We start from the raw sequence: 22,055 nt of genomic DNA on the forward strand, positions 1-22,055 counted from the left end.
AATAATTATATTTGCGGGTGGAAATCGCTATTCCCCATATCAAAGTCATCCTATGGAATCTTTTTTGTCAGAAATAGAACATGTATTTGCCCTGCCGTTTTCCAATCCGGTGTTGATATTTGCGATTCTGTTGTCAATAGTGCTTATAGTGCCTATCATGCTGAAGCGGATTAACGTACCAAGCATCATCGGATTGATCATCGCGGGTGTTATCATCGGTCCTCACGGACTTAGCTGGATTGATAATACCCATGGTGGGGTGGCGATGTTTTCTACGATAGGATTATTGTATATAATGTTTATCGTGGGGTTAGAGCTTGACCTAAGCGAATTTGTACAGCATAAGAACAGAAGCCTTGCTTTTGGCTTTTTTACCTTTGCCATTCCCCTTGTCGTCGGCTATCCTGTGTGTCATTATCTTCTCGGTTACGATGCCAATGCTAGCTTCCTTACAGCAAGTATGTTTTCCACTCATACTTTGGTGGCTTATCCCATCGTGAGCCGTATGGGAGTTGTCCGTAACCAGGCAGTTGCGATCACTGTGGGAGGTACCATCCTGACCGATACGGCTGTACTGATTATCCTCGCCATGGTGCTCTCCAATACCAACGGTGGACTAGATGCCGGTTTCTTTATAAAACTGCTACTTTCGCTGTCGCTCTTCTCGTTGATTATTTTCCTGATAGTCCCCCGCATTGCCAAGTGGTTTTTTAAGAGAGCTACACCTGAAAAGTATTCGACTTTTATTTTTGTGTTGCTTGTGGTGTTCGCAGCCGGTTTTCTTGTGGAATTGGGAGGCATTGAACCTATTATCGGAGCTTTTGCCGCAGGACTGGCGCTGAATAGATTAATTCCCCATTCGTCGGCATTGATGAACCGGATAGAGTTTTTCGGGAATGCACTTTTTATTCCTATTTTCCTGATATCAGTAGGAATGGTGGTTGATATTAGTGTGGTAATGGATGGACCGCGCACCCTTGTCGTGGCATTGACTCTTACATTGGTAGCGCTGTTGGGGAAATGGCTGGCGGCATGGGTGACACAAAAGACATTTCATTACTCGACTACCCAGAGAGATCTTATCTTCGGGTTGAGCAGTTCTCATGCAGCGGCCACTCTGGCTATCATTCTTGTGGGATACAAGGCAGACCTGATAGATGAATATATTTTAAACGGGACGATTATCCTTATCCTGCTTACCTGTATTGTGGCCTCAGTTACCACACAAAAGGCCGCCAGAAAAATAGCAATCAGTGAAGAAAATGAGCCACTTGCTCCTTCTTCTATGGGTGAGTTTGCCCAGGAGAAAATTCTGGTGCCCATTGCCAATCCTACCAACATTGGCCAACATGTGGAACTGGCATTACTGTTGAAAGATAAAAAATCGGTGAATCCTGTTTCTCTGCTGGGGGTTGTGCCTAATAATCAGGAGGCGGAAAAGAATATCGTGAGCTTCAGAAAACAGTTGCAAGGGCTTGTTTCCAAGGCCACTGCTGCCGAGGTGAACATTGATATTATCACAACCATCGACCATAATCCGGCGGATGGTATTGTGCGAACTGCCCGCGAGACGATGTCGGATATTGTGATCTTGGGATGGCCGGGCAAGGCAGGATTATGGGATAAACTGCTGGGAGAGAAGGTAGATTTGATTATCAGAAGTATGGATAAAAATCTGTTTGTCTGTCATGTGGAGCAGAATCTTATTCTGTCTAAACGAATTGTGGTGATTTCGCCTCCTCTGGCAGAGAAGGAGGATGGCTTCGGGTTGTGGGTGAATAAGGTGGTGAAACTCTCCTCTGAATTGTCAATTCCTGTATTGCATCTGGGACACCCTGATACGCAAGCGATCATTTCCGGACAGAAAAGATCCGGAAATTTCACCTTCCATTCATTTGTGGATTGGGCTAATCCGTTGTCATGCGGAGATATGATTAAAAAAGATGATCTGATCATACTGGTGTCGGCCCATATCGGTTATATCTCCCATACCCCCATATTGGAAGGTCTTCCCACCCGTCTGGAGAGCCGTTTCCCACATCATAGTCGTATCGTTGTGTATCCCAAACAGCATTTAGCAGATCAGCTACTGGAGAACGATGATCATATTTTTATTCCGTAAAACAGGAATTTAAGATTTTAGATGTAGGGTTTAGGATAATAGGTAATTAATAATTGGTAGTTAATTAGTTAGATGAATCGATTTTTTGAATTTTCTTTTCTTTTCTTTTTTATTCTTTTAATCTCCGGGTGTGGAACATCTAAAAAAATGATGACACATATTCCCGATGCTGCACCAAAACGAGAGTTCCGCGGTGCATGGATCCAGACAGTAGGTCAATCTCGTTATAGCCAGATGAATAGTGCGGCTATGAAGCACTATATTGCCGATATGATACGGAAATTTGATGAGGCGGGTATCAATGCGGTGATTTTTCAGGTCCGTCCCGAAGCAGACGCTTTTTACCGGTCTAATCTGGAACCGTGGAGCCGCTTTCTGACGGGTGTGCAGGGAAAGGCTCCCGACGATCCATCTTTCGATCCGCTTGCGTTTATAGTCGAGGAGTGTCATAAAAGAGGAATGGAGCTTCATGCCTGGCTGAATCCTTACCGGGTAAAGACCAATATAACTAACTCACTTGCACCCGATCATCTCTACTGGAAGCATCCTGAGCGTTTTGTCCAGTATGGAACCCAGTTATTTTTCGATCCCGGATTACCGGAAAACCGAGGGTTTATATGTGAGGTGGTACGTGATATTATCACCCGTTATGATGTAGATGCTATCCATATGGATGACTATTTTTATCCTTATCCTATCGCCGGCTCCTCTTTTCCCGATGACAACAGTTTCAACATGTATGCCGTTTCTCAGGGTTTTTCGCCCTCTCAACGTAACGACTGGCGCCGTAACAATGTGAATTTACTTATTCAGCAAATAAAATTGACTATTGCCGGTACCAAACCGTGGGTGCGTTTCGGCATCAGCCCTTTCGGTATTTACCGGAATAAGCGAAGTGATCCCAATGGGAGCGATACAAACGGTTTACAGAATTATGACGATCTGTATGCCGATATTAAACTATGGGTGGAGAAAGGATGGATTGACTACAACCTGCCGCAGCTTTATTGGGAGATCGGTCACAGCGCTGCCGATTATACTACCTTGTTACACTGGTGGAATGCTAATAACTTCGGCCAGCATCTTTATATCGGCCAGGATCTGAAAAGAAGCATCGACAAGAATGAACTGAATGAGAAGATACGCCAGTCGAGGGAAATGTCTTTCGTGCATGGCAACTGTTACTGGTACGGATATCAGATACTCGATAATTTTGCCGGAGTAGCAGATGCATTGAGAACCGACATTCATCGTTCCAAAACTTTGATCCCCGCCTATACTCATCTGTATGAAGGGCGTCCGGCAGCAGTGAAGAAACTGACGGACGTGTATACCGAAGATATGCATTTCCTGACGTGGAATCATCAGAAGGATCCATCGAATCCCGAGGCGGCTCAGCGATTCGTTGTCTACCGCTTCCGTCGGGGTGAAAAAGTGAATATTAACCGGGCCGAAAATATTGTGAAGATCACCCCCGACAACTTCTTCGTATTGCCTTATGAAGGAGGAGAAAGCCGATATATCTACGTGGTGACAGCATTGGATGCTTTCCATAACGAAAGCAAACCGGCAAAGACCAAGGTGAAGTTATAGAAATAATTAATGCGGATTTTATCTCATCGCTTGGTCTGGCGCTTATTTTTCTGGTAGCCTTTATCCCAATTATCGATTTTATTCAATGCCTATGAGGTAAAATCGCTTTGCTGGTATTATCTTTGTACCCATATTAACAGGAGAACGAATGATTGAAAACGAACGTTTTGGCGAACTGAACGAAAAGGGAGCAGCTAAACAGCAGTTGTCGCATGCTGAAGAGATAACCGGACACAATGCTCAGTTTCCGATGATCGCCAAAACATTGGCAGAGATGGAGGACGTACTGGCGGAAGAACTGATTGCCCTGGGTGCGGACAATGTGGAAATAGGTACCCGCATGGTGATGTTCACGGGTAACAAGGCGATGATGTATAAGGCGAATGTGTATTGCCGTACCGCATTGCGCATCCTGAAACCTTTTTATACTTTCAAGGCGGAGAGTGCCGATGAGGTATACGAAGCGGTGAAGAGTTTCAATTGGGCCGATTACCTTACATTGGATAACACATTTTCCATCGACGCCGTAGTCTTTTCGCATATCTTTACCCATTCCAAATTTGTGGCATATAAAGTGAAAGATGCTATTGCCGACTGGTTTATGGAAAAATACGAAAAACGTCCGTCGGTCAGTGTCTCTAATCCCGATATCATGCTGCATATCCATGTGGCACATAATAAATGTACTTTATCGTTGGACAGTTCGGGTGAATCTCTCCACAAACGAGGTTACCGTGTGGCGCAGGGAGATGCACCGCTGAACGAGGTGCTGGCTGCCGGCATGATCCTGAAATCGGGATGGAAAGGGGAGTGCGACTTTGTCGATCCGATGTGCGGTTCAGGGACGTTACTGATCGAAGCTGCGATGATTGCCTTAGGAATTCCTCCCGGTATTCACCGGCCAAATTTCGCTTTTGAGAAATGGAAAGATTTCGACAGTGATCTTTTCAGCACGATCTATAATGATGATTCGGGTGCAAAGGAATTCAACCATCGTATCATGGGTTTTGATATCTCCCCCAAGGCCATTGCTATTGCCGAGAAGAATGTCAGGAATGCAGGTCTCAGGAAGTATATTGATTTGGAGGTAAAGCCTTTCAAGCAGTTTACTGAAGCACCATCAAAAGAAGGCCTCCTGATGACCAATCCGCCTTATGGAGAGCGGCTCAAAGTGGAGGATCTGGATGAACTCTATTCGATGATCGGTGAGCGATTGAAACATGTCTTTCCTGGTTACCGTGCTTATGTGTTGAGTTATCGTAAAGAATCATTTGATGCGATTGGACTCAAACATTCCGCAAGGTACTTTCTTTATAACGGGGCGTTGGAGTGCGAGATGCGCGAATACGAGATTTTCTCCGGCAAGCGCGACGATCGCCCGGAAAAGGATGCACCCCGAGGCAAAGGTGGGTCTGCCGGTGATGATGCCCGGCACGAAAGGAATTCCAGAGAGGGATATCGCCGTTCTCAACGGGCAAACGAAGCAGGAGAAGAGAAGCCGATGGGTGAATCACGTGGTCAAAGAAGGTCGGACGATCGGGATCGGAGCAGGCCTTTTAAGTCGGACAGACCCTTTAAACCTCGTGAGCACTCCGAATCCCGTGACGGTGACAGACGCGGGGCACGTTCCGGTAATTCAGGAGATAAATCATTTAAGCCTCGTGATCGATCCGAAAAACCCCGCGGCGAAAGACGTGAATTTCGTTCCGACAAACCGGGAACGAAGTCTTTTCGATCCGATAAACCGGGGGCCAAATCTTTCAAATCAGACAAACCCTCAAAACCAGGAAACTCCTTCTCCGGTAAGGATGCTAAACCGAGAGTCTCCAGAAAAAAATAATTATATATCCTCCAATACATAATTTTTTCGCAGCCGTTATTTTCGCGGTTGCGAAATTTCCTTTCTTCTCTATATTTTACTCCATCAAGAAATCGATCTCGTTGGAGTTATCGGCTGCGTGTTGTGCTACCCAGAGTTTCATATTGCCAGGCTCTGCTTTTTTATGCATATCGATACCGTAGAAAGCGAGATCATCTGAAGTCACTTCAAACTCAACCTGTTTGGATTCGCCTGCCTTGAGGGAGATCTTTTGGAATCCTTTCAGTTCTTTTACTGGCCGGGTTACGCTGGCTACAAGCTGGCGGGTGTACAGTTGTACTACGATCTCGCCGTCAACAGCTCCTGTATTGCAGACATCGGCTGTTACGGTGATCTTGTCGTTCTTGGTTTTCAACGCTTTTTTATCGATGTTGACATGATTGATTTCGAAAGTGGTATAACTCAATCCATAGCCAAAAGGATAAAGCGGGGTGATGGAGGTGTCGAGGTAACTGGACTTGTAATCGACCGATTCGTTGTTGAGATCAGCCGGGCGGCCGGTATTCTTCTGATTGTAGTAGATGGGGATTTGTCCCACGTTTCGGGGGAATGACATCACCAGTCGTGCTGACGGGTTGTAATCGCCCGCGATCACGTCGGCGATACCGTGTCCCGCTTGTGTGCCGGGGAACCATGCTTGCAGGATGGTGTTCATATTTTTATCTTCCCAGGAGAGGTCGAGTGGACGTCCGCTGAGTGAAACCAATACTACCGGTTTTCCCGTTGTCTTTAATGCGTTGAGTAGTTCCCTTTGTGGCTCGGGCAGGCGTATATCGGTTCTTACAGCCGCTTCACCCGACCAGTTGAAATCTTCTCCCATCGCAGCAATCACGATGTCGGATCTGCGCACTGCGGCTACCGCTTCCGCGATCTTTGCCGGTGTGGTTCCGGTGATCGAGCTACCCTCTGCATAGATCAGTTTCACCGTAGAACCGGCGTACTTCTCTGTCAACCCTTTCAGGATAGGTACGCTTTTGTTGCGGTCACCCAACCCGGCCCATTCGCCATTCAGGTTGATGGAGTCGTTCATCAGAGGACCGACCAAGGCAATGGTCTTTCCACTCTCTTGTGTAATAGGAAGAATTTGATTCTCATTTTTCAACAGTACCACGGAAGAGGCGACGGCTTTACGAGCCGTTTCCATAAATTCGGGTGTCATCGTGTTTTGTCTTGCACGCTCCTCATCGAGGTAACGATAGGGATCGTCGAAAAGGCCCAACAGGAACTTCATCTCGAGGATGTGACGCACAGCGAGATCGATCCTCTTTTCGGATACTTTGCCTTCTTCTACAGACTCTGCCAGGTATTTAATGAAGGAAGCACCGGTCATATCCATATCGATCCCTGCATTGACCGCCAGTTCCGCGGCATGCTTTTCATCTTTTGCCACACCGTGAGGCACCAGTTCGTTGGTACCGGTATAATCAGTTACAACGAATCCGTTGAATCCCCATTCGTTGCGAAGCACCTCTGTCATCAGCCACCGGTCTGCCGTAGCCGGTACGCCGTTGATCTCGTTGAAGGCGGCCATAAAGGTACCGACACCTGCTTCTTTGGCCGCCTGATAAGGGGGGAGGTAAACATTACGTAGCGTATGTTCCGATAGTTCGGCTGTGTTATAATCCCTGCCTGATTCGGCTGCACCGTAAGCTGCGAGGTGTTTTCCTGTAGCCAGGAGTGAGGTGAGTTTATTTAGTGAGTTGACGTCTCTTCCTCCTTGAAAGCCAATAACCCGGGCCTCAGCCACCTTGCTTCCGAGATAGGGATCTTCACCGGCACCTTCCATTACACGGCCCCAACGGGCATCACGGGCAATATCCACCATAGGTGCGAAGGTCCAGTTGATACCGTCGGATGCCGCTTCAATAGCGGCAATTTCGGCTGTCCGTTGCATCATCTCCAGATCCCAGGAGCAGGCTTCTGCCAGCGGGATGGGGAAAATGGTCTTATAGCCATGGATCACATCCTGTCCGAATAAGATAGGAATTCCTAATCTGGTTTTTTCCACCGCAATTTGTTGCATACGCCGGATTCCTTCCACGGAAGTAGCGTTAAAGATGCTGCCAATCAATCCTTTTTCGAGATAGGGCTGGAAATCGTCAGACATCACCGGTCCGGTAATCGACCAGTTGGCGGAGAACTGTGTCATCTGCCCGATTTTCTCTTCGAGCGTCATCAGTTTCAACACTGAATCCACCCGCTGTTCTATACGTTTCTCACCGCTGAAACTCTGCCATTTGCCGGCTTTTGAATTGCTGGATGAAGGTGATCCGCATGATGCCAGCAAAATTGCCACTGCGATATATGTTACTGAAATAATATCTTTTTTCATTTTATTTAGAAGTTAGAAATTAGCAGGGAGAAAGTCCGAAGTGAAGAATTCATTGTCAATAATCAATTAATAAAGTTCTGTTTTTGGTTCATCTCCCCAGTCTCCCTTTTCACAACCTGTCCACCTATTCACATTTCATACGTAAACCCCAGTTTCTTCAACCCCTCCTGAATTTCGGGAGCTCCCATAAACAGTTTCCAAAGCAGGCCGGTACGATAGTTTTCGATCATCGGTGCGATGGTAAGTTGGTCGATGGCCAGGTATCGTTGCGGATACCAGTTGTCTTGTGCGCTGAAGGCATCGTAGAAACCGTATTTTCCCCAAATCTTGTCGCCCAGATCGAAATAGAAATGTTTCAATGCCTTCATCGACTGGTCGGGGGTGTAGGGGAAGCTGGACAATGCTGCGGTAGGCGTAATTACTCCCAGGTCATTATCCATCGGCATATGTGCCGAATAGCCTTTTACCGAGTAGCTGGCGGTCAATCCCCAGCAGTTATCGCCGTAGCCTTCAAACCCTCTGGGGTTTTCCACACAATATTCGTAGTTGATGAGTGCCTGGTTTTGGTTGAGTTGCCAGTAATCGGCATATTGATCTTTCAACCCTTTCGGACTAAGGCCGATATAGGAATAATGCGACCAGAACAAAGGCCCTCCATATGCTGTAGCTCCGTTATGTTTCAAGATCAACGGATGGCCATAGGCAATGGCATCGCTTTTGATTCCACCACCACGTGCCCATCCGTTATGGTAAGCCGATGCCGGGATAGAGTGGGTGGGAGAGGAGGCTGCCAGGATGTAGGTGATAAGACACTCGTTGTATCCTTCGAGCGGGAAGTTCATCTCCCATCCATATTCCGGGCTCCAATGCCAGTAGAGCACATCCTTCCCGTTGAGGTACCATGTCCAGTCCATTTCCCGCCAGAGGGTATCGATCTTTTCTGCAAGTTGTTGTTCGTTCTCGTTTCCGTTCTTGAAGTACTCCCTTACGCAAAGCAGTCCTTGTATCAGGAAGGCGCTTTCTACCAAATCACCACCATTGTCTTTTTTACCAAACGGTTTTACTTTTCCTGTGGGGCCATGCAACCAGTGGGGCCATACCCCGTGAAACCGGTCGGATGTAGCCAGATAGTCGGCTATCTTGTGCAGCCGTTCAACACCTGCTTCTCGGGTGATAAAGCCACGGTCGATTCCAACCAGAAGACCAGCGATACCGAAACCGCTTCCACCCGTGGTGATGACGTCCGCATCGTTTTGGGGGTAATCTCCATCCATATGTATCCGTTCAGGTGCCAGTCCCGATGTGGGCTCTGCTCCTTCCCACATATAATTGAAGTGGGTCTTTTGGATAAAATCGAGTAGTTCTTCATCCGAAGAGAAAGTGGTAGGACGCGTCTCTTCCCCGGCAGTAATTGACTCTTTTTTATTGTTACTACTGCAGGATAAGAGGAAGATAGCGCCGGTTACCAGTGCCGTGATTGATAAAAGTATACGATTGTTCATTTTGTCTGTCTGTTTTTTATTTTTTTCTTTGCTGGAAGAGCCACGACATGAAATCGGGTCTGTTAAATGCCGGATCCCAACTACCATGATTTACTCCCGGAAATTCTATATATTCAACACTGGCTCCTTCCGCTTTCAATTTCAGATAAGCTTCACGTGAAAGGCGGACCGGAACGACTGAATCGGCATCGCCATGAAAAATACGGAATGCCGTTTTGGAGGAAAAGTCGTCAAACCGGCCGGTATGAATGCCGCCACAAATAGGAATGGCTGCCGCGAACAGGTCGGGAAAACGGCAGACCATATCGAATGTACCCATTCCACCCATCGACAAGCCGACGATATATATCCTGTCCGTGTCTATCGGGTATGTTCCAATGACCTTGTCCAACAATTCTTTCGTCAACGCCAGCGGTTTTGTAATTTCGGCATCTAATGGGAAAGGGCTCTCCTGCTGAAAGCCGTCGGGCCTTTTGGGCGTAGGCCAGTAGGACTCTTCTGGACATTGGGGAAAGAGGACGAAAGCGGGGTATTCTTCACGGTTCACCGGGTTGGTAAACATCATCCCTCCGTGACGCAGTTGGGAGAGATTATCTGATCCTCTTTCTCCCGCTCCATGGAGAAACAACACAAGAGGATATTTTTTGCCCTGTTCGATCTTTAATGGATTTAACTGGCGGTAGTGCAATGATTCTCCTTGTCCTGATACATAGACAAGGGAGTCATATTCCTGGTACTGGGCAACGGATGCTGCCACTACGAGGAATTGGAATACCAAAAGCAAAGGTGCTATTTTTACAATCTTTTTCATCTTATTCAATTTTTCTCAATCCAACCCTGACAAGTAAGGCCGATTGAATTAATAAGTAAATCCAAGTTTCGTTAAACCATTCTGTATCTCGGGAATTTTCATGAAGATATCCCAGATCAATCCCGATCTGTGATTCTCGATCATGACGATGATTGGTCCCTGGTCGATGGCAATATGCTGGTTGTCGAACCAATTATTTGAGAGGTTGAAAGCATCCACAAATCCATAATCACTCCAGAGCTTGTCTCCCAGTTTATAGTAGAAGAAGTGAAGCGCTCTCATAGATTCTTGCGGCGTGTAAGGCATGGAAGCCAATGCCGCCGTGGGTGCGATTACGCCACGATCATGAGTGGGTGAATGGGCACTGTATCCCTGATCCCCGTCACTGGCCGTCAGCCCCCAGCAATGTTCACTGTAGCCACTGTATCCTTTTGGATTTTCTACACAATAACTGTAATTGATCTTGGCATGGTTCCTGTTCTGTTCCAGGTAATCGGCATATTGATCTTTCAGCCCGTTGGGATTCAATCCGAGGAACGAGTAATGAGCAAAGAACATCGGTCCACCATAATTGGGTCCCAGGGGTAGTTTGATGCCATGATACGAAGCCCCATTTCTCATCTCTCCATTGCGTGCCCATCCCTGGTCGTATACTTCTTTCGATATGGAGTGGGTGGGCGATGCCGCTGCCAGCACATAGGTGATCAGGCTCTCGTTCCATCCCTGTATCTTCAAGTTCGCTTGCCATTCCTGTTGTGGACTCCAATGCCAGTAGAGGACCTTTTCGTTCCCTTTCTGGAACCATGTCCAGTCAATATTGTTCCATAATTGGGTAATATCTTGCCGGAGCTTTGTCTCTGCCGTCACATTCTTGTCAAAATATTGTCTTGCCGTCAGCAGGCCCTGAAAGAGAAAGGAAGTCTCTACCAGGTCGGCTCCGTTATCGGTGGAGCTGAATGGAATGGTTGCCCCTGTTTCTCCATTGATCCAGTGCGCAAATGCGCCATGATAGGGAATTGCTTTGGTTGCCAGGAAAGTGACGATAGTCTGTATGCGGCTGAGTGCTTCCTCCCTAGTGATAAAACCTCTATGCACGGCTACGATCATTGCCATCACGCCAAAACCGGTGCCACCGGTGGTCACCGTGTTACCTGGGGTAGTGCGTTCACGTACCATTCCACTGACGGGATGTGCAAAATCCCAGAAATATTTAAAAGTCTGTTTTTGTACCAGTGTAAGTAGTTCCTCGTCGGAGATGCGTGGAAACTTATCTGCCGGATCGACACCGGTGTTGATGGAACATACTTTACCCGTTACAATAGCACCTCCCGATGACGATTTCAATCCGGTGTTGATCGTCAGCTTATAAGAAGCGAACTGGTTGAGAGGAATGGCGGTCTGGATGGTGACGATGTTCCGCTCGGTCTTGAATGTAAGCAGTATAGGTTGGCCCGACGGTGTGGACTGTAAGGTGATATTACTTTGCAAGGTACTCTGGTCGATATTGTCAGAGAAAACCAGTTTTACTTGCAGGTTGGTTTTGACGTCTGTATATGAGGCTTGGTTGACGATCCCGTCAATTTCAATTTCGTTCAACTGAAATATGACGGACACGGGAGGATCATCCTTGCCCCCGCATGATGCCAAAGAGAGTATCACAAGGAGTAGAAAGATACTACTCCATTGTTTACCTGTTTTACGCATACCTTTTTTTATGATTATTCTATCGTGCATGGAATATGGATCAAAAAGTGAAAGTGGCAATTAAGAGGAAGATCTACTCCCTCTTAATTGTCAATAATCAAGATTTATCGCGAGAAACTATTTTGTCATATTTGCACGTATCTGCTCTTCTGTCAATGCTTTGTTGTATATGCGCAATTCGTCAATCAGGCTGTTATCGGAATTATGGTTCCATTCGGTGAACCGGGGTGCACCGGAGCCGATCGACATCACATCACATCCTTTCCAACTGATGCCGGAAAAAGTGGCAGATGAAGCAATCGCTTCTCCATTTAGATACAATGTGGCACCGAGACTACGCAACACTAACGCGATATAGACCCAGTCAGCTGTGGCTGGATTGAGGTTGGTTGTTGCTCCCCCGTCGAGCCAGGTATCAGCATTTCCGTCCCCTATATTTGCCTTGATGCGTTGAAAGTCACCATCGTTTTCCCGGAATATCCTGATTCCTGAAGTCCGGTTATTCTGCATATTTGCTGCGGCCCCTTCCGTCGGCGGACCAATTACGATGATACCGGCTCTATTGGGGTTTCCGTTGAGCTTATACCAAAACCCGAAGGTCACTTCATTGCCCAATGGAGCCGCCAAGTTGCTCAGGTTGAACGTCAGGTAGCTGTTGGCAGCGCCGGCATAAGCCTTGCCCGTTTTTCCGTCGGCAAAACCGGGACTTCCTACTGGTATTGCTTCCATTAAACTCTGGTATTCTTCGAGCTCTTTATCAAACGATAAATAGAATATCTGTCCATCCGCTCCAAGTGGTGGAGGTGTCGGCTGTTCGGGATAATCGAACGGCGGATCCTGGTCCAAGTCCTGAAAGCATGATTGGAAGCCCAATGATAGCATAAAAAGCAGGACTGCGTAAAAATATTTTATCTTCTTCATGTGATTGTTCAATTAGTAATTAGGATTTTGTTTCAATACTCCATTTGATTTATCTACTTCGTTCTGAGGTAATGGCAACAAAGCATGCTTGTCCTGATAATTTATCTTTCCGGCAGCATGTAACACATCCCGGGCAATTCCCCAGCGTACTAAATCATAGAAACGGTCGAATTCCATCCCCAGTTCTACGCGGCGCTCGTGACGGATAGCGTTCTGAAGCTCGGCTTGGTCAGTCGTTGTCACTTTGGGCAAAATTGAATTATTGTTTCCACGAGCCCTGGCTCTTACCATTTCGAGATAATCAATCGCCTCATTGGTCTTTCCTGTTTCATTGGCTGCTTCTGCGGCCATCAGCACGACATCGGCATAACGGATAATACGGATATTGTACCAATAGCCCGATTTGGAATAAGTGATACGCAAAGCGGGATTGGTATATGCCTTCTTATTGTAATATTTATTGATTACATCAGCGTTGGCCATCGGCTTCTCGTTATAGGGTTGGTTGGCAGGGATAGAGGCTGGATCTCCTCCTGTCTTGTAGAAATAGAGAAGTGTCTCATCTTTACGGGGATCGCCTGTTTCGAATGCCCCAGCCAGCAGTTCTGTGGGAGTATTCCATCCCCAGCCGAGGTTCCAGTCACCAGCTCCTCTTACACCCTGCACTTGCGCGAACTGACTCCCTAAATCATTCGTCGCGGGTTGGGATGCGGTAGCAGTGCATTGTAATTCGAGTACCGACTCACTGCTGTTTTCTCCTGTTTCACGGAAAATCTGGTTATAGGGTGTGTTCAAATTGTATATTCCGGACTGAATTACATCGGTTGCCGCGGCATACATGTTGTTCCAATCATTACGCATCATATAGGTTCTCGCGTGTAAAGCGCGTGCAGCACCCCAAGTCAATCGTCCGACAAATACGGGAGGCCATACGCGCGGAAGATGTGTTTCGGCAGCCGTCAAATCGGCGTCTATCAACTGGTAAATCTCTGTAGCAGGCGATTTGGGTATATTGGCTTCTGCCGCATCTGCTATCTTGAAATCAATTTTGGGTACATCTCCAAAAGCACGTACAAGATTAAAGAAAGCGAAAGCACGGAAAAAATGGGCTTCCGACTTGTTGATCTGATCTCCATCTGACAGGGCAACACCTCCTTTTTCCGCTTCTTCAATATCATGCAATATGCTGTTGGACAAATGGATGATTTCATAATTATCAGTCCAATAGGACCCAATAAGTCCATTGGTGGCAATATATTCGAAATCGTCATACATCGCACCGTGCGCGGCACCATCGGAAGCGGTACTTCCTTTTTCCGCATCTTCTGATCGAAAGCTGTGAATAGCCAGTGCTGTTGATCCGGAGGTTACATGGAATCCTCTTAGTTTGGCATACAATGTAAATACATCCGACTGAAAGGAGCCGCTACTGCCTTCGTCACCTCTCACCCATTCACCTTGCGGTTCCTGGTCTAATAAATCACTACAGGCGCTCACTAAAATGGAGAGGAGCAGCGTGATCATTATCTTGTTTTTTAGAAAATTCTTCATAAGATTATATTTTTTCATCGAGCATTTGAATTCAGTAAAATAATCCAGATGTTCTTTTATCCTTTTGTTTAGAACGTTAAATTAATCCCGAATGTATAAATCATGGGCATGGGATAAGTACCGCCATCAATACCGAACGCAAGGGCAGATCCACCTATTTCGGGTGTGTATCCCGTATTGCGTGTCCATGTCTTGAGATTCTGCACATTGGCATACACACGAAGCGATCTCAGATATAATTTTTGCAATAAAGACTTGTCGAAAGTATAGCCCAGTTGCATATTGCGGATTCTGAAGAAACTTCCATCTTCGATAAAATAGCTTGAGTTGACAAGGTTGATCGATCTTGAAGGATCGATAATCGGTTCCCAGTTGGAAGTGCCTTCTCCGTGCCATCTGCTCATGCTCTTTGTGAGATAGTTAAGACGTGCATAGGTCGGGTCGTCCCATGTGCGGTAGATCTCATTGCCGTATACGCCCATCATGTCAATTCCCAAATCGAAATTCTTGTAATTGAGGCCGATATTGAAGCCGTAAGTCAGGTCCGGGGTAGGATTACCAATCATGGTACGGTCATCCTGGGTAATCTTGCCATCTCCATTTATATCGGCGAACTTGAGGTCTCCGGGAGCTACACTGCCCACACTGTTCGGGTAATAAGTCTTCACATCTTCCCTGTTCTGATAAACGCCAATCACTTTATAGCCGTAAAAATGGCCTACGGGATATCCTTCCACTGAGCGGGCAACACCGTTGGCTTGGAAAATAGCATCTTCCGGCCCACGTCCCAAAGAAATCACTTTGTTGTCGATTGTTGTCAGGTTGGCTCCAATGCTATATCTGAAATCACCATTGCCAATCTTGTCGTTCCAGGTAGCAGAGAGTTCAAAACCCTTGTTTTGTATTTCTCCCAAATTCTCCAACGAGTTTTTTGCACCCGCCATACCGGCAAGCATCACGATGATGTCCATCGTATTCTTGTTATAATAGACTGGCTCCAGTCTCAATCGATTTTGTAGCAAGTTGATTTCAAAACCGGCCTCCCATGAGTGGGTCTCTTCCCATGAAAGATTTTGTGGCAGATACCGTACAGAATATCCTGTAATGATATTATCTCCGAAGATGGCGCTACCGCTACTTTCCAGACGGGGATAAGTAGGGTAATTGGATCCTCCTGTATTTTGACTACCCAGTATACCCCACGATCCTTTCAGTTTCAGATAGTCTATAAATGACTGTTCTTTCATGAATTCCTCTTCCGAGAGCACCCAGCCGCCACCGAATGAATAGAAGTTCTGCCAGGTGTTACCCACGGAACGGAATACGGAGGCTCCGTCACGACGGAAGGAGGCATTGAATAGATACTTGTTCTCGTAGTTGTAAAGCGCCCTTACAAGGTATGAAAGGGTAAAGCGTTTGTATTGAGAACTACCATTGTTAGATGATTTATCGGATATCGAGGATATCCACCACTTGTCGACATTGTCGCTGGGAATAGAGAAAATGATATCTTCCAGATTCTGGCTTCTGGATCCACCTAACGAGGAGTATTCTATGAAATTACTGGTAACACCCGCGGTAGCGGTGAGATTATGTCCGCCGAAAGAATTATTGTATGTAAGGATATAATCGCCTTGCGCCACGGTAAGGGTTGATTTCGATTGTGACACCGACTCGGAAGTAGTGAGGTTTTCCTCCCCTTGTATATCGGGATTATAGACTGAAATGATCGGGCTTAAGCCTCTACTTTCATTGACAGCATAATCCATTGAAAAAGTGGTTTTAAAATTGAAATGTTTCAAGAAGTCTACTTCTCCATATATATTTCCGGCTGCACGGTGGTTGACTCCTATATTGTGATTCGCCCGGGTCTCCACGTCAATCAGAGGATTCCATACTTGGGCCCGTTGAAAGTCGGGCAAGGTATGGAGTAATTTCCCGCTATTGTCATAAACCGGAGATATGGGAGCAGCCTTGATGGCCGCACTCACTCCTTTTGCATCCGTGGGAAGTGTCCTGGACGCGTTTACCTGATACCCAAAGCGGAGTGCATCGGTGACACTATAATCACTGTTCAGGTTGACTGTCAGTCGTGAATATTTTTCGTGCAGGATATTGCCTTCTTCCGAAGTATATCCTACTCCCAGATAAAAACGATTTTTTTCACTGGCGCCGGTGATACTTACATTGTTATTCGAAAGGAAACCCTTTTGAAAGATTACGTCCTGCCAGTCGGTGTCGGCTGTCCAATTTGTATAGTCAAAAGGAGCTTGTCCCTGATTCACCCGTTGTTCATTGTATAGTTCTTTGAATTGGGCCGCGTTGGTCATCGGCATCCTGTCCAACACCTCCTTGAATCCGAGGGAAGTATTGATATTCACTACGGTCTCACCTTTCCTGGCCCGTTTCGTGTTGACAATGATCACACCGTTGGCACCTCTTACTCCAAAAATGGCCAATGAGGAGGGATCTTTCAATATCTCCATCGATTCTATATCGGCAGGATTCAAGTAGTTGATATTATCTGAAAACAGACCATCTACCACGTAGAGAGGTGCAAATCCGTTGATGGAGTTTGTTCCCCTAATACGGATTTCGGGATCTTGTCCCGCACGTCCGGTATTGACTACTTGTACCCCGGCCACTTTCCCCTGGATAGATGCCAGAAGGTTGGCGGAGGGACGATTCGATATCTCCTCGGCATTTATGCTGGCGATCGATCCGGTAAGGTCACGTTTTCTAGCCGTACCATACCCGATTACAACCACCTCTTCGAGTGCATGCACATCTTCACGGAGGGATACATTGATGGCATTACGCCCGTTGACAGGCTCCTCGAGACTCTGCATCCCTATATAACTAAAGACAAGGGTTGCGTCACCCGGTACATTCGACAGGGACCAATTTCCGTCGATATCAGTCACGGTACCATTGGTAGTACCTTTCACTAACACAGTAGCCCCGATGGCGGGTTCCCCTGTGGCTTCTTCCGTCACTGTCCCCGAAACGTTTATCTGCTGTGCCGATAAAAGAAGGGAACAGAATAGAAAACTTAATACTGTTACGATTTTCAATTTCATGGATCTTCTACTTTTAATTAGTACATAATCACTTTTTGTTGTTTTCACCTTAAATAGAAAAAGAATGGTTTTCTTGCCTGTGATTCATATTCATTTATTTTTAAATATGTTATAATATAGGATGCGCCTCGGAAGTGCTACAATAAGCTTGGCATTTCTCTCGGCTTTTACTATATTTGAATTGAACTTTGTACAAAAATAAGGTGCTATGGGTAGGTCAAGAAAATAAAAGACCTCGCTAAAAGTACTATGTGTTGTATAACATGTTTTAAAAGGATACTTTTTTACTACGTTTATTGATAGTAAATATTTGTATATTAGATTTTTGTAAAATATAATATGGGTAATAGAGTAGTACCCTTTTACTTAAAATTGATCATGAAATCGACTAAATTATCCGATTCTCCAAGCGATAATTTCTTGCGTAAACGGTAGCGTGCTGCCTCTACTCCACGAATTGAGATATTCAACATGTCGGCAATTTCTTTCGACGAATAGTTCAATCTGAGGAGAGAGCATAACTTCAGGTCGGTTGGTGTAAGTGATGGGTACCGATCTTTCAGATTCCGGAAAAAATTCTGATGAATCAGGTCGAAATTGCTTTGGAACAGATTCCACTCATCCTCTTCCGGAATGTTGTTTTCGATCATTTTAAGCAATTCGTTACCTTCGTAACGGTGGATCTTTCCTGTAAGTATAAGAGATTGCACGTTCTCACGTAAATTCTTTAGCAGTTCGGAATGATTGATCAGGGTCATGGCTGCACTGGCCAGTTCTTTTCCTTTGTAGATCAGTTCTGCTTCCAGCTTCTCGTTTTGTAGCGTGGTGATCTCCTTTTCCTGCCGTTCGATTTGTACGAGTCGTCTGTTCTCCTGTTCTTCAAAAAGTTTCTGTTTCCTGCGGACAATTCGATAGATATGTCTCTTAATCAGAAATAACGTAATAGAACCTACAATAAGGAAATAGAGGAGATATGCCCACCAAGTTTTATACCATGGATTTTTGATGCTGAATGAATAGTTGAGGGATGACAAAATTTTTCCGGAACTATCCTTTACCTGGGCATAGAGGGTGTAGTCGCCTGGAGGGAGATTATAGTAAGAAGCCGACCGGTTTGCGTCGGTGTTCAACCAGCGGCTGTCATATCCTTGTAAGAAGCACTCTATCTGAAATATTTTCTTGGAGAATTCGGGATAGAGGAAACGGAAAGAGATGTTATTATGCTGAAAAGCGATCACTCCTTTCTGTGAGGGATTGAGATAGGACAATTGTTCGTCGTTACGGCTGTGGAACGTGATGGAGGCGACCTGTAGTTCCGATGCAACTTCGGGTTGTTCTTCAAAAAAGGAATATTTGGCTATTCCTCCGTTCATGCCGAAATAAGAAATATTGTCGCCGGTCACCAATATGTTGGCTCTTCCAGCGTTGGGCGGATTGTTCAGTATGGTGTATGGAATACGATCCTTGATGCTATATCTGTTGCCGCTATATTCAACCAGGAGATACTCCTTATGACATATAAACCAAAAGAGTGTGTCGTTCACTGAAATGATGCGGTGGGTATCTGCAAATCCTGCCAGATCGTTGTTCAACAGCTCGAAAGGGATGATCTTCTGCTCGATATCATCATAAGTATAGAAACGGTTGCCATCGGCAAATACTATTCTTCCTCTTAACTTCATCACCTTGATGGGGTGGTAGTTATAGACTTGCGTACTATCGAACGAGAGATAGTTTTCGATTTCAACCACATTCCGTAGTTCGCTGTCCAGCTTCAACCGGTAAATACCCTTGTACATATGTCCAGCCCAGATATTTCCGGCATGATCTATCTCCAGGTTTTTAATCAGGTCGGAAAAGCCTTCTACTCTATGGCTAAAAGCCCAGTTTCCGGTATTGTTCTGTGTATATACCAATAAAGAGGTGTAGGACGATTCTATCAAGATATTCTTTCCGTTGATGGTTGCCTGTTTTATATCCATCCCACCGGTGTTTGCTTCCGGAATGCGTATCTCTTTGAAGTCCTGCAACAGGGAGGTGCCCAGGTTATGTCCCACGAAAATCTGGTGGTCGAAACTTTTTATGAACCACGACTGGATATCGAATCCGGGAATCCGGGAGAGATTGCCACGACTGTCGGGGTAGTTGTAGATACCCTGGTTTGTAGCCAGATAGAGTTGGTTGTCTTGAAACAGGATATCTTCTACCGGCCCGATCTGGTTGTCGGAGGGTTCAAAAAAAGAGAGGAGTGAGTGGGTTCTGATATTGGAGATGCCATTGTCGAGTGCTGCCCATATAGTTCTTTCCCTGTCCCTGAATAGTGCCAGTACCGTGTTGTTGTTCAGTCCGTTGTTTCGATGGATATGCCATTTCTGTGCTCCGTTTTTATCAATGGCGAATATGCCGCTGTTGAGTGTCCCGAAGATATAGGTGTCGCTGGAAAGAATAGCCCGGTTAATAGTACTGTGAACCAGTTCGCTCCGGCTGGATATCTCCCACCGATCCAAAGTGTGATCCTTTTCGGAGAACCGGTACAATCCATTCTTGGATGTGACCAGCAGCCAATCGTCTTCATAAGGTAGTATGGCCACTATATTGTCGTCGTTCCAGCGGTCACGGGTGAATAACGACTGAAAATTCTCCCCGTCGTAGAAGCAGAAATCGCTGTCGATGAGCTGGGCAAACATCTTCTTTTCGTCCACGGGAAAGAAGTACAAGACGGCAGGGTAGGGTTTCTGTATCTGCACTTCTTGACCATCATAGACAAAGATGGTTGCAAATGTCTGGAAATAGAGTTTCCCGTTGAATGGGTAGATGCTCCATATTTCATCATTATGAAACTGATGGCCTTGTATGTTTCGGCTGAGTGAATGATAGGTGAGCTGGTTGGTTTCGTTGGATTCAAAATAGCCGAATTCCTCAAAAGAACCCACGTAAATACGTTCATGATTATCGTGAATGTCGACATAGATCGATTTAACAGAGAGGTTATTGGGCAAATAATGCAACGTCCAGTTCACTCCGTCGTAACTGAGCATTCCGTTGTCGTTTCCGAAATAAATGACGCCATTGTTACCCTGTGCAATCGCCCAGTTTTGGTTGCCGGCATTATAATGATCGGTGGTATAATTATAGGCAGGAGGAATAAAGGGAATATGCTGTGCAACTGACGGCATGGCAAAAGAGATGACGACTATAGTGAGAATCGCCGTACAAAACTGTTTTTTACAGGCCGGTTGCGTCGTCATATAAGGAGTTTAAAGACGGTTACAGGAGTTTATTTTTTCTCCACTATTTTCTTAATTTCAGCCTCGCTTAATACTTTCACATTGGTGAAAAGAAACTTTGTGTCAAGGAAATTACCATATTGGTTGCATTCATTGACTGCTGCATTGAGCTTCAACTTTATATCCTTGTTGAAGGGGAAAAGTAACAGGATGGTGAAATAATTCTCTTTTATATCAAATTGCTCAATGACTACATCTGTTTTTTTTAGTTGAAAGGTAAACTCCCGTTTTACCATCTCTTTCTGTAAATCGGTGAAGTTTTGTCTCTCATTGGTTGTGAAAAGAGCGAAAAAGCGTAACTTTTTATCTTGTCCCCCCAACCCTGAAGAAATATAGACTTGTTGGTGTCCGGAGAGGTCGGAACTCAATACAATACGGCTGCTCACCAGCGCCATGGACGACCAGTGCAATAGTTCCGGCTCTAACGGACTGCTGTGGTATGTTTCGATAGAGCGGTAAGCACCCACGTCGGGGATGGATGCCAACAGAGTCAGGCTCCTTCTTTTGCGTTCAATGGACTCATCGGGTGAGAATAATATGGCTACTTCCTCATCTCGCACAAAGGGACTGTTCTCCCTCCGCAATCTGTCGAAGTACCTGAAATATTCCATTTGCTCCTCAATCGGTACCAGGTCTTCGAGAATGTGGAATGAGTCAATGCCTTGCTCATTCAGAGTCTGGCGTAATTTCGCTAAAAGATCATCTCGGTCACTCATGCTTGCAAAGATAAAACTTTTGGTGAATTATTTCATTAAATTTCATCAAATAGAGCCTTAATTCCTCAGAATTGTATAAATTCGCACTATTAAACAGAATAGACATTTCCATTGAACTGATGCAAATTAAAATAGTCAATAAATCGCGGCATCCATTCCCTGAATATGCCACCGCACTTGCTGCCGGTATGGATCTCCGTGCCAATTTAGAGGAATCTATAGTACTGAAACCACTTGAGCGGACGTTAGTGCCTACAGGTATTTACATACAGTTGCCGGAAGGGTACGAAGCGCAGATCCGTCCCCGAAGCGGATTGGCTATCAAGCACGGTATCGGGATCGTAAATGCTCCGGGTACCATTGATGCTGATTACCGCGGTGAAATAAGGGTGATCCTGGTGAATCTCTCGAATGAAGAGTTCACTATTCAAGATGGGGAACGTATCTGCCAGATGGTGATTGCAGCGCATGTCCGCGTGGAGTGGAAGCCTGTTGATTTCCTCGATGAAACGGAGCGAGGTGCCGGAGGATTCGGTCACACCGGCAGACAATAAAAA

13 protein-coding genes are annotated in these 22,055 nt (G+C 45.8%); 4 read left to right on the forward strand and 9 right to left on the reverse strand.

The features are described from left to right. The first annotated feature begins 52 nt into the window (after nucleotides 1-52). From VB073_RS16020 to VB073_RS16030, 3 genes are all read left to right on the forward strand, one after another. Nucleotides 53-2,122 carry a cation:proton antiporter gene (locus tag VB073_RS16020; RefSeq protein WP_323405196.1) on the forward strand — a complete coding sequence of 690 codons (2,070 nt, stop codon included), beginning with the start codon at nucleotides 53-55 and terminating at the stop codon, nucleotides 2,120-2,122. 72 nt (nucleotides 2,123-2,194) lie between these two features. Beyond that, nucleotides 2,195-3,715, forward strand: a complete 1,521-nt coding sequence (locus tag VB073_RS16025) for a glycoside hydrolase family 10 protein (protein WP_416349566.1) — start codon at nucleotides 2,195-2,197, stop codon at nucleotides 3,713-3,715. Between the two features lie 250 nt (nucleotides 3,716-3,965). After that, complete coding sequence (locus VB073_RS16030; protein WP_323405231.1) at nucleotides 3,966-5,555, forward strand: THUMP domain-containing class I SAM-dependent RNA methyltransferase; 1,590 nt, start codon at nucleotides 3,966-3,968, stop codon at nucleotides 5,553-5,555. Between the two features lie 76 nt (nucleotides 5,556-5,631). On the opposite strand, the gene bglX is transcribed toward VB073_RS16030, so the two are convergent. The 9 genes from bglX to VB073_RS16075 all read right to left on the reverse strand — a co-directional run bounded on the left by bglX (nucleotide 5,632) and on the right by VB073_RS16075 (nucleotide 21,498). Continuing rightward, nucleotides 5,632-7,926, reverse strand: coding sequence for a beta-glucosidase BglX (gene bglX / locus VB073_RS16035; RefSeq protein WP_323405198.1), 2,295 nt, complete (start codon nucleotides 7,924-7,926; stop codon nucleotides 5,632-5,634). A 128-nt stretch (nucleotides 7,927-8,054) separates the two neighbouring features. Further along, nucleotides 8,055-9,428 (reverse strand): glucoamylase family protein, encoded by a 1,374-nt coding sequence (locus VB073_RS16040; protein WP_323405199.1) that lies wholly within the window; start codon nucleotides 9,426-9,428, stop codon nucleotides 8,055-8,057. Between the two features lie 16 nt (nucleotides 9,429-9,444). Then, a complete protein-coding gene (locus tag VB073_RS16045) occupies nucleotides 9,445-10,239 on the reverse strand; it encodes an alpha/beta hydrolase-fold protein (RefSeq protein ID WP_323405200.1) in 795 nt (264 codons plus the stop codon). A 48-nt stretch (nucleotides 10,240-10,287) separates the two neighbouring features. After that, the gene (locus tag VB073_RS16050; RefSeq protein WP_323405201.1) at nucleotides 10,288-11,943 is read right to left on the reverse strand and encodes a glucoamylase family protein; all 1,656 of its coding nucleotides are present in this window, start codon (nucleotides 11,941-11,943) and stop codon (nucleotides 10,288-10,290) included. Nucleotides 11,944-12,060: 117 nt separating this feature from the next. After that, complete coding sequence (locus VB073_RS16055; RefSeq protein ID WP_323405202.1) at nucleotides 12,061-12,864, reverse strand: LamG domain-containing protein; 804 nt, start codon at nucleotides 12,862-12,864, stop codon at nucleotides 12,061-12,063. A 12-nt stretch (nucleotides 12,865-12,876) separates the two neighbouring features. After that, entirely contained in the window at nucleotides 12,877-14,415 is a 1,539-nt protein-coding gene (locus VB073_RS16060; RefSeq protein ID WP_323405203.1) for a RagB/SusD family nutrient uptake outer membrane protein, read from the reverse strand. Nucleotides 14,416-14,483: 68 nt separating this feature from the next. Then, nucleotides 14,484-17,495 carry a TonB-dependent receptor gene (locus VB073_RS16065; protein ID WP_323405204.1) on the reverse strand — a complete coding sequence of 1,004 codons (3,012 nt, stop codon included), beginning with the start codon at nucleotides 17,493-17,495 and terminating at the stop codon, nucleotides 14,484-14,486. Between the two features lie 362 nt (nucleotides 17,496-17,857). Beyond that, on the reverse strand, nucleotides 17,858-20,743 hold the full coding sequence (locus VB073_RS16070; protein WP_323405205.1) for a triple tyrosine motif-containing protein: 2,886 nt from the start codon (nucleotides 20,741-20,743) through the stop codon (nucleotides 17,858-17,860). A gap of 29 nt (nucleotides 20,744-20,772) precedes the next feature. Beyond that, on the reverse strand, nucleotides 20,773-21,498 hold the full coding sequence (locus VB073_RS16075; protein ID WP_323405206.1) for a hypothetical protein: 726 nt from the start codon (nucleotides 21,496-21,498) through the stop codon (nucleotides 20,773-20,775). A gap of 119 nt (nucleotides 21,499-21,617) precedes the next feature. Between VB073_RS16075 and dut the strand changes: the two genes are divergently transcribed. Beyond that, a complete protein-coding gene (dut, locus tag VB073_RS16080) occupies nucleotides 21,618-22,052 on the forward strand; it encodes a dUTP diphosphatase (RefSeq protein WP_323405207.1) in 435 nt (144 codons plus the stop codon). Nucleotides 22,053-22,055: the final 3 nt, after the last annotated feature.

It is taken from the genome of Proteiniphilum sp., from assembly GCF_034927365.1.
Lineage (GTDB): Bacteria > Bacteroidota > Bacteroidia > Bacteroidales > Dysgonomonadaceae > Proteiniphilum.

What these genes read in the sequence shown, in the direction of transcription:
- VB073_RS16020 (WP_323405196.1), top strand. Translation starts at nt 53, where the DNA reads ATGGAATCTTTTTTGTCAGAAATAGAACATGTATTTGCCCTGCCGTTT.
- VB073_RS16025 (WP_416349566.1), top strand. Translation starts at nt 2,195, where the DNA reads ATGAATCGATTTTTTGAATTTTCTTTTCTTTTCTTTTTTATTCTTTTA.
- VB073_RS16030 (WP_323405231.1), top strand. Translation starts at nt 3,966, where the DNA reads ATGATCGCCAAAACATTGGCAGAGATGGAGGACGTACTGGCGGAAGAA.
- bglX (WP_323405198.1), bottom strand. Translation starts at nt 7,926, where the DNA reads ATGAAAAAAGATATTATTTCAGTAACATATATCGCAGTGGCAATTTTG.
- VB073_RS16040 (WP_323405199.1), bottom strand. Translation starts at nt 9,428, where the DNA reads ATGAACAATCGTATACTTTTATCAATCACGGCACTGGTAACCGGCGCT.
- VB073_RS16045 (WP_323405200.1), bottom strand. Translation starts at nt 10,239, where the DNA reads ATGAAAAAGATTGTAAAAATAGCACCTTTGCTTTTGGTATTCCAATTC.
- VB073_RS16050 (WP_323405201.1), bottom strand. Translation starts at nt 11,943, where the DNA reads ATGCGTAAAACAGGTAAACAATGGAGTAGTATCTTTCTACTCCTTGTG.
- VB073_RS16055 (WP_323405202.1), bottom strand. Translation starts at nt 12,864, where the DNA reads ATGAAGAAGATAAAATATTTTTACGCAGTCCTGCTTTTTATGCTATCA.
- VB073_RS16060 (WP_323405203.1), bottom strand. Translation starts at nt 14,415, where the DNA reads ATGAAGAATTTTCTAAAAAACAAGATAATGATCACGCTGCTCCTCTCC.
- VB073_RS16065 (WP_323405204.1), bottom strand. Translation starts at nt 17,495, where the DNA reads ATGAAATTGAAAATCGTAACAGTATTAAGTTTTCTATTCTGTTCCCTT.
- VB073_RS16070 (WP_323405205.1), bottom strand. Translation starts at nt 20,743, where the DNA reads ATGACGACGCAACCGGCCTGTAAAAAACAGTTTTGTACGGCGATTCTC.
- VB073_RS16075 (WP_323405206.1), bottom strand. Translation starts at nt 21,498, where the DNA reads ATGAGTGACCGAGATGATCTTTTAGCGAAATTACGCCAGACTCTGAAT.
- dut (WP_323405207.1), top strand. Translation starts at nt 21,618, where the DNA reads ATGCAAATTAAAATAGTCAATAAATCGCGGCATCCATTCCCTGAATAT.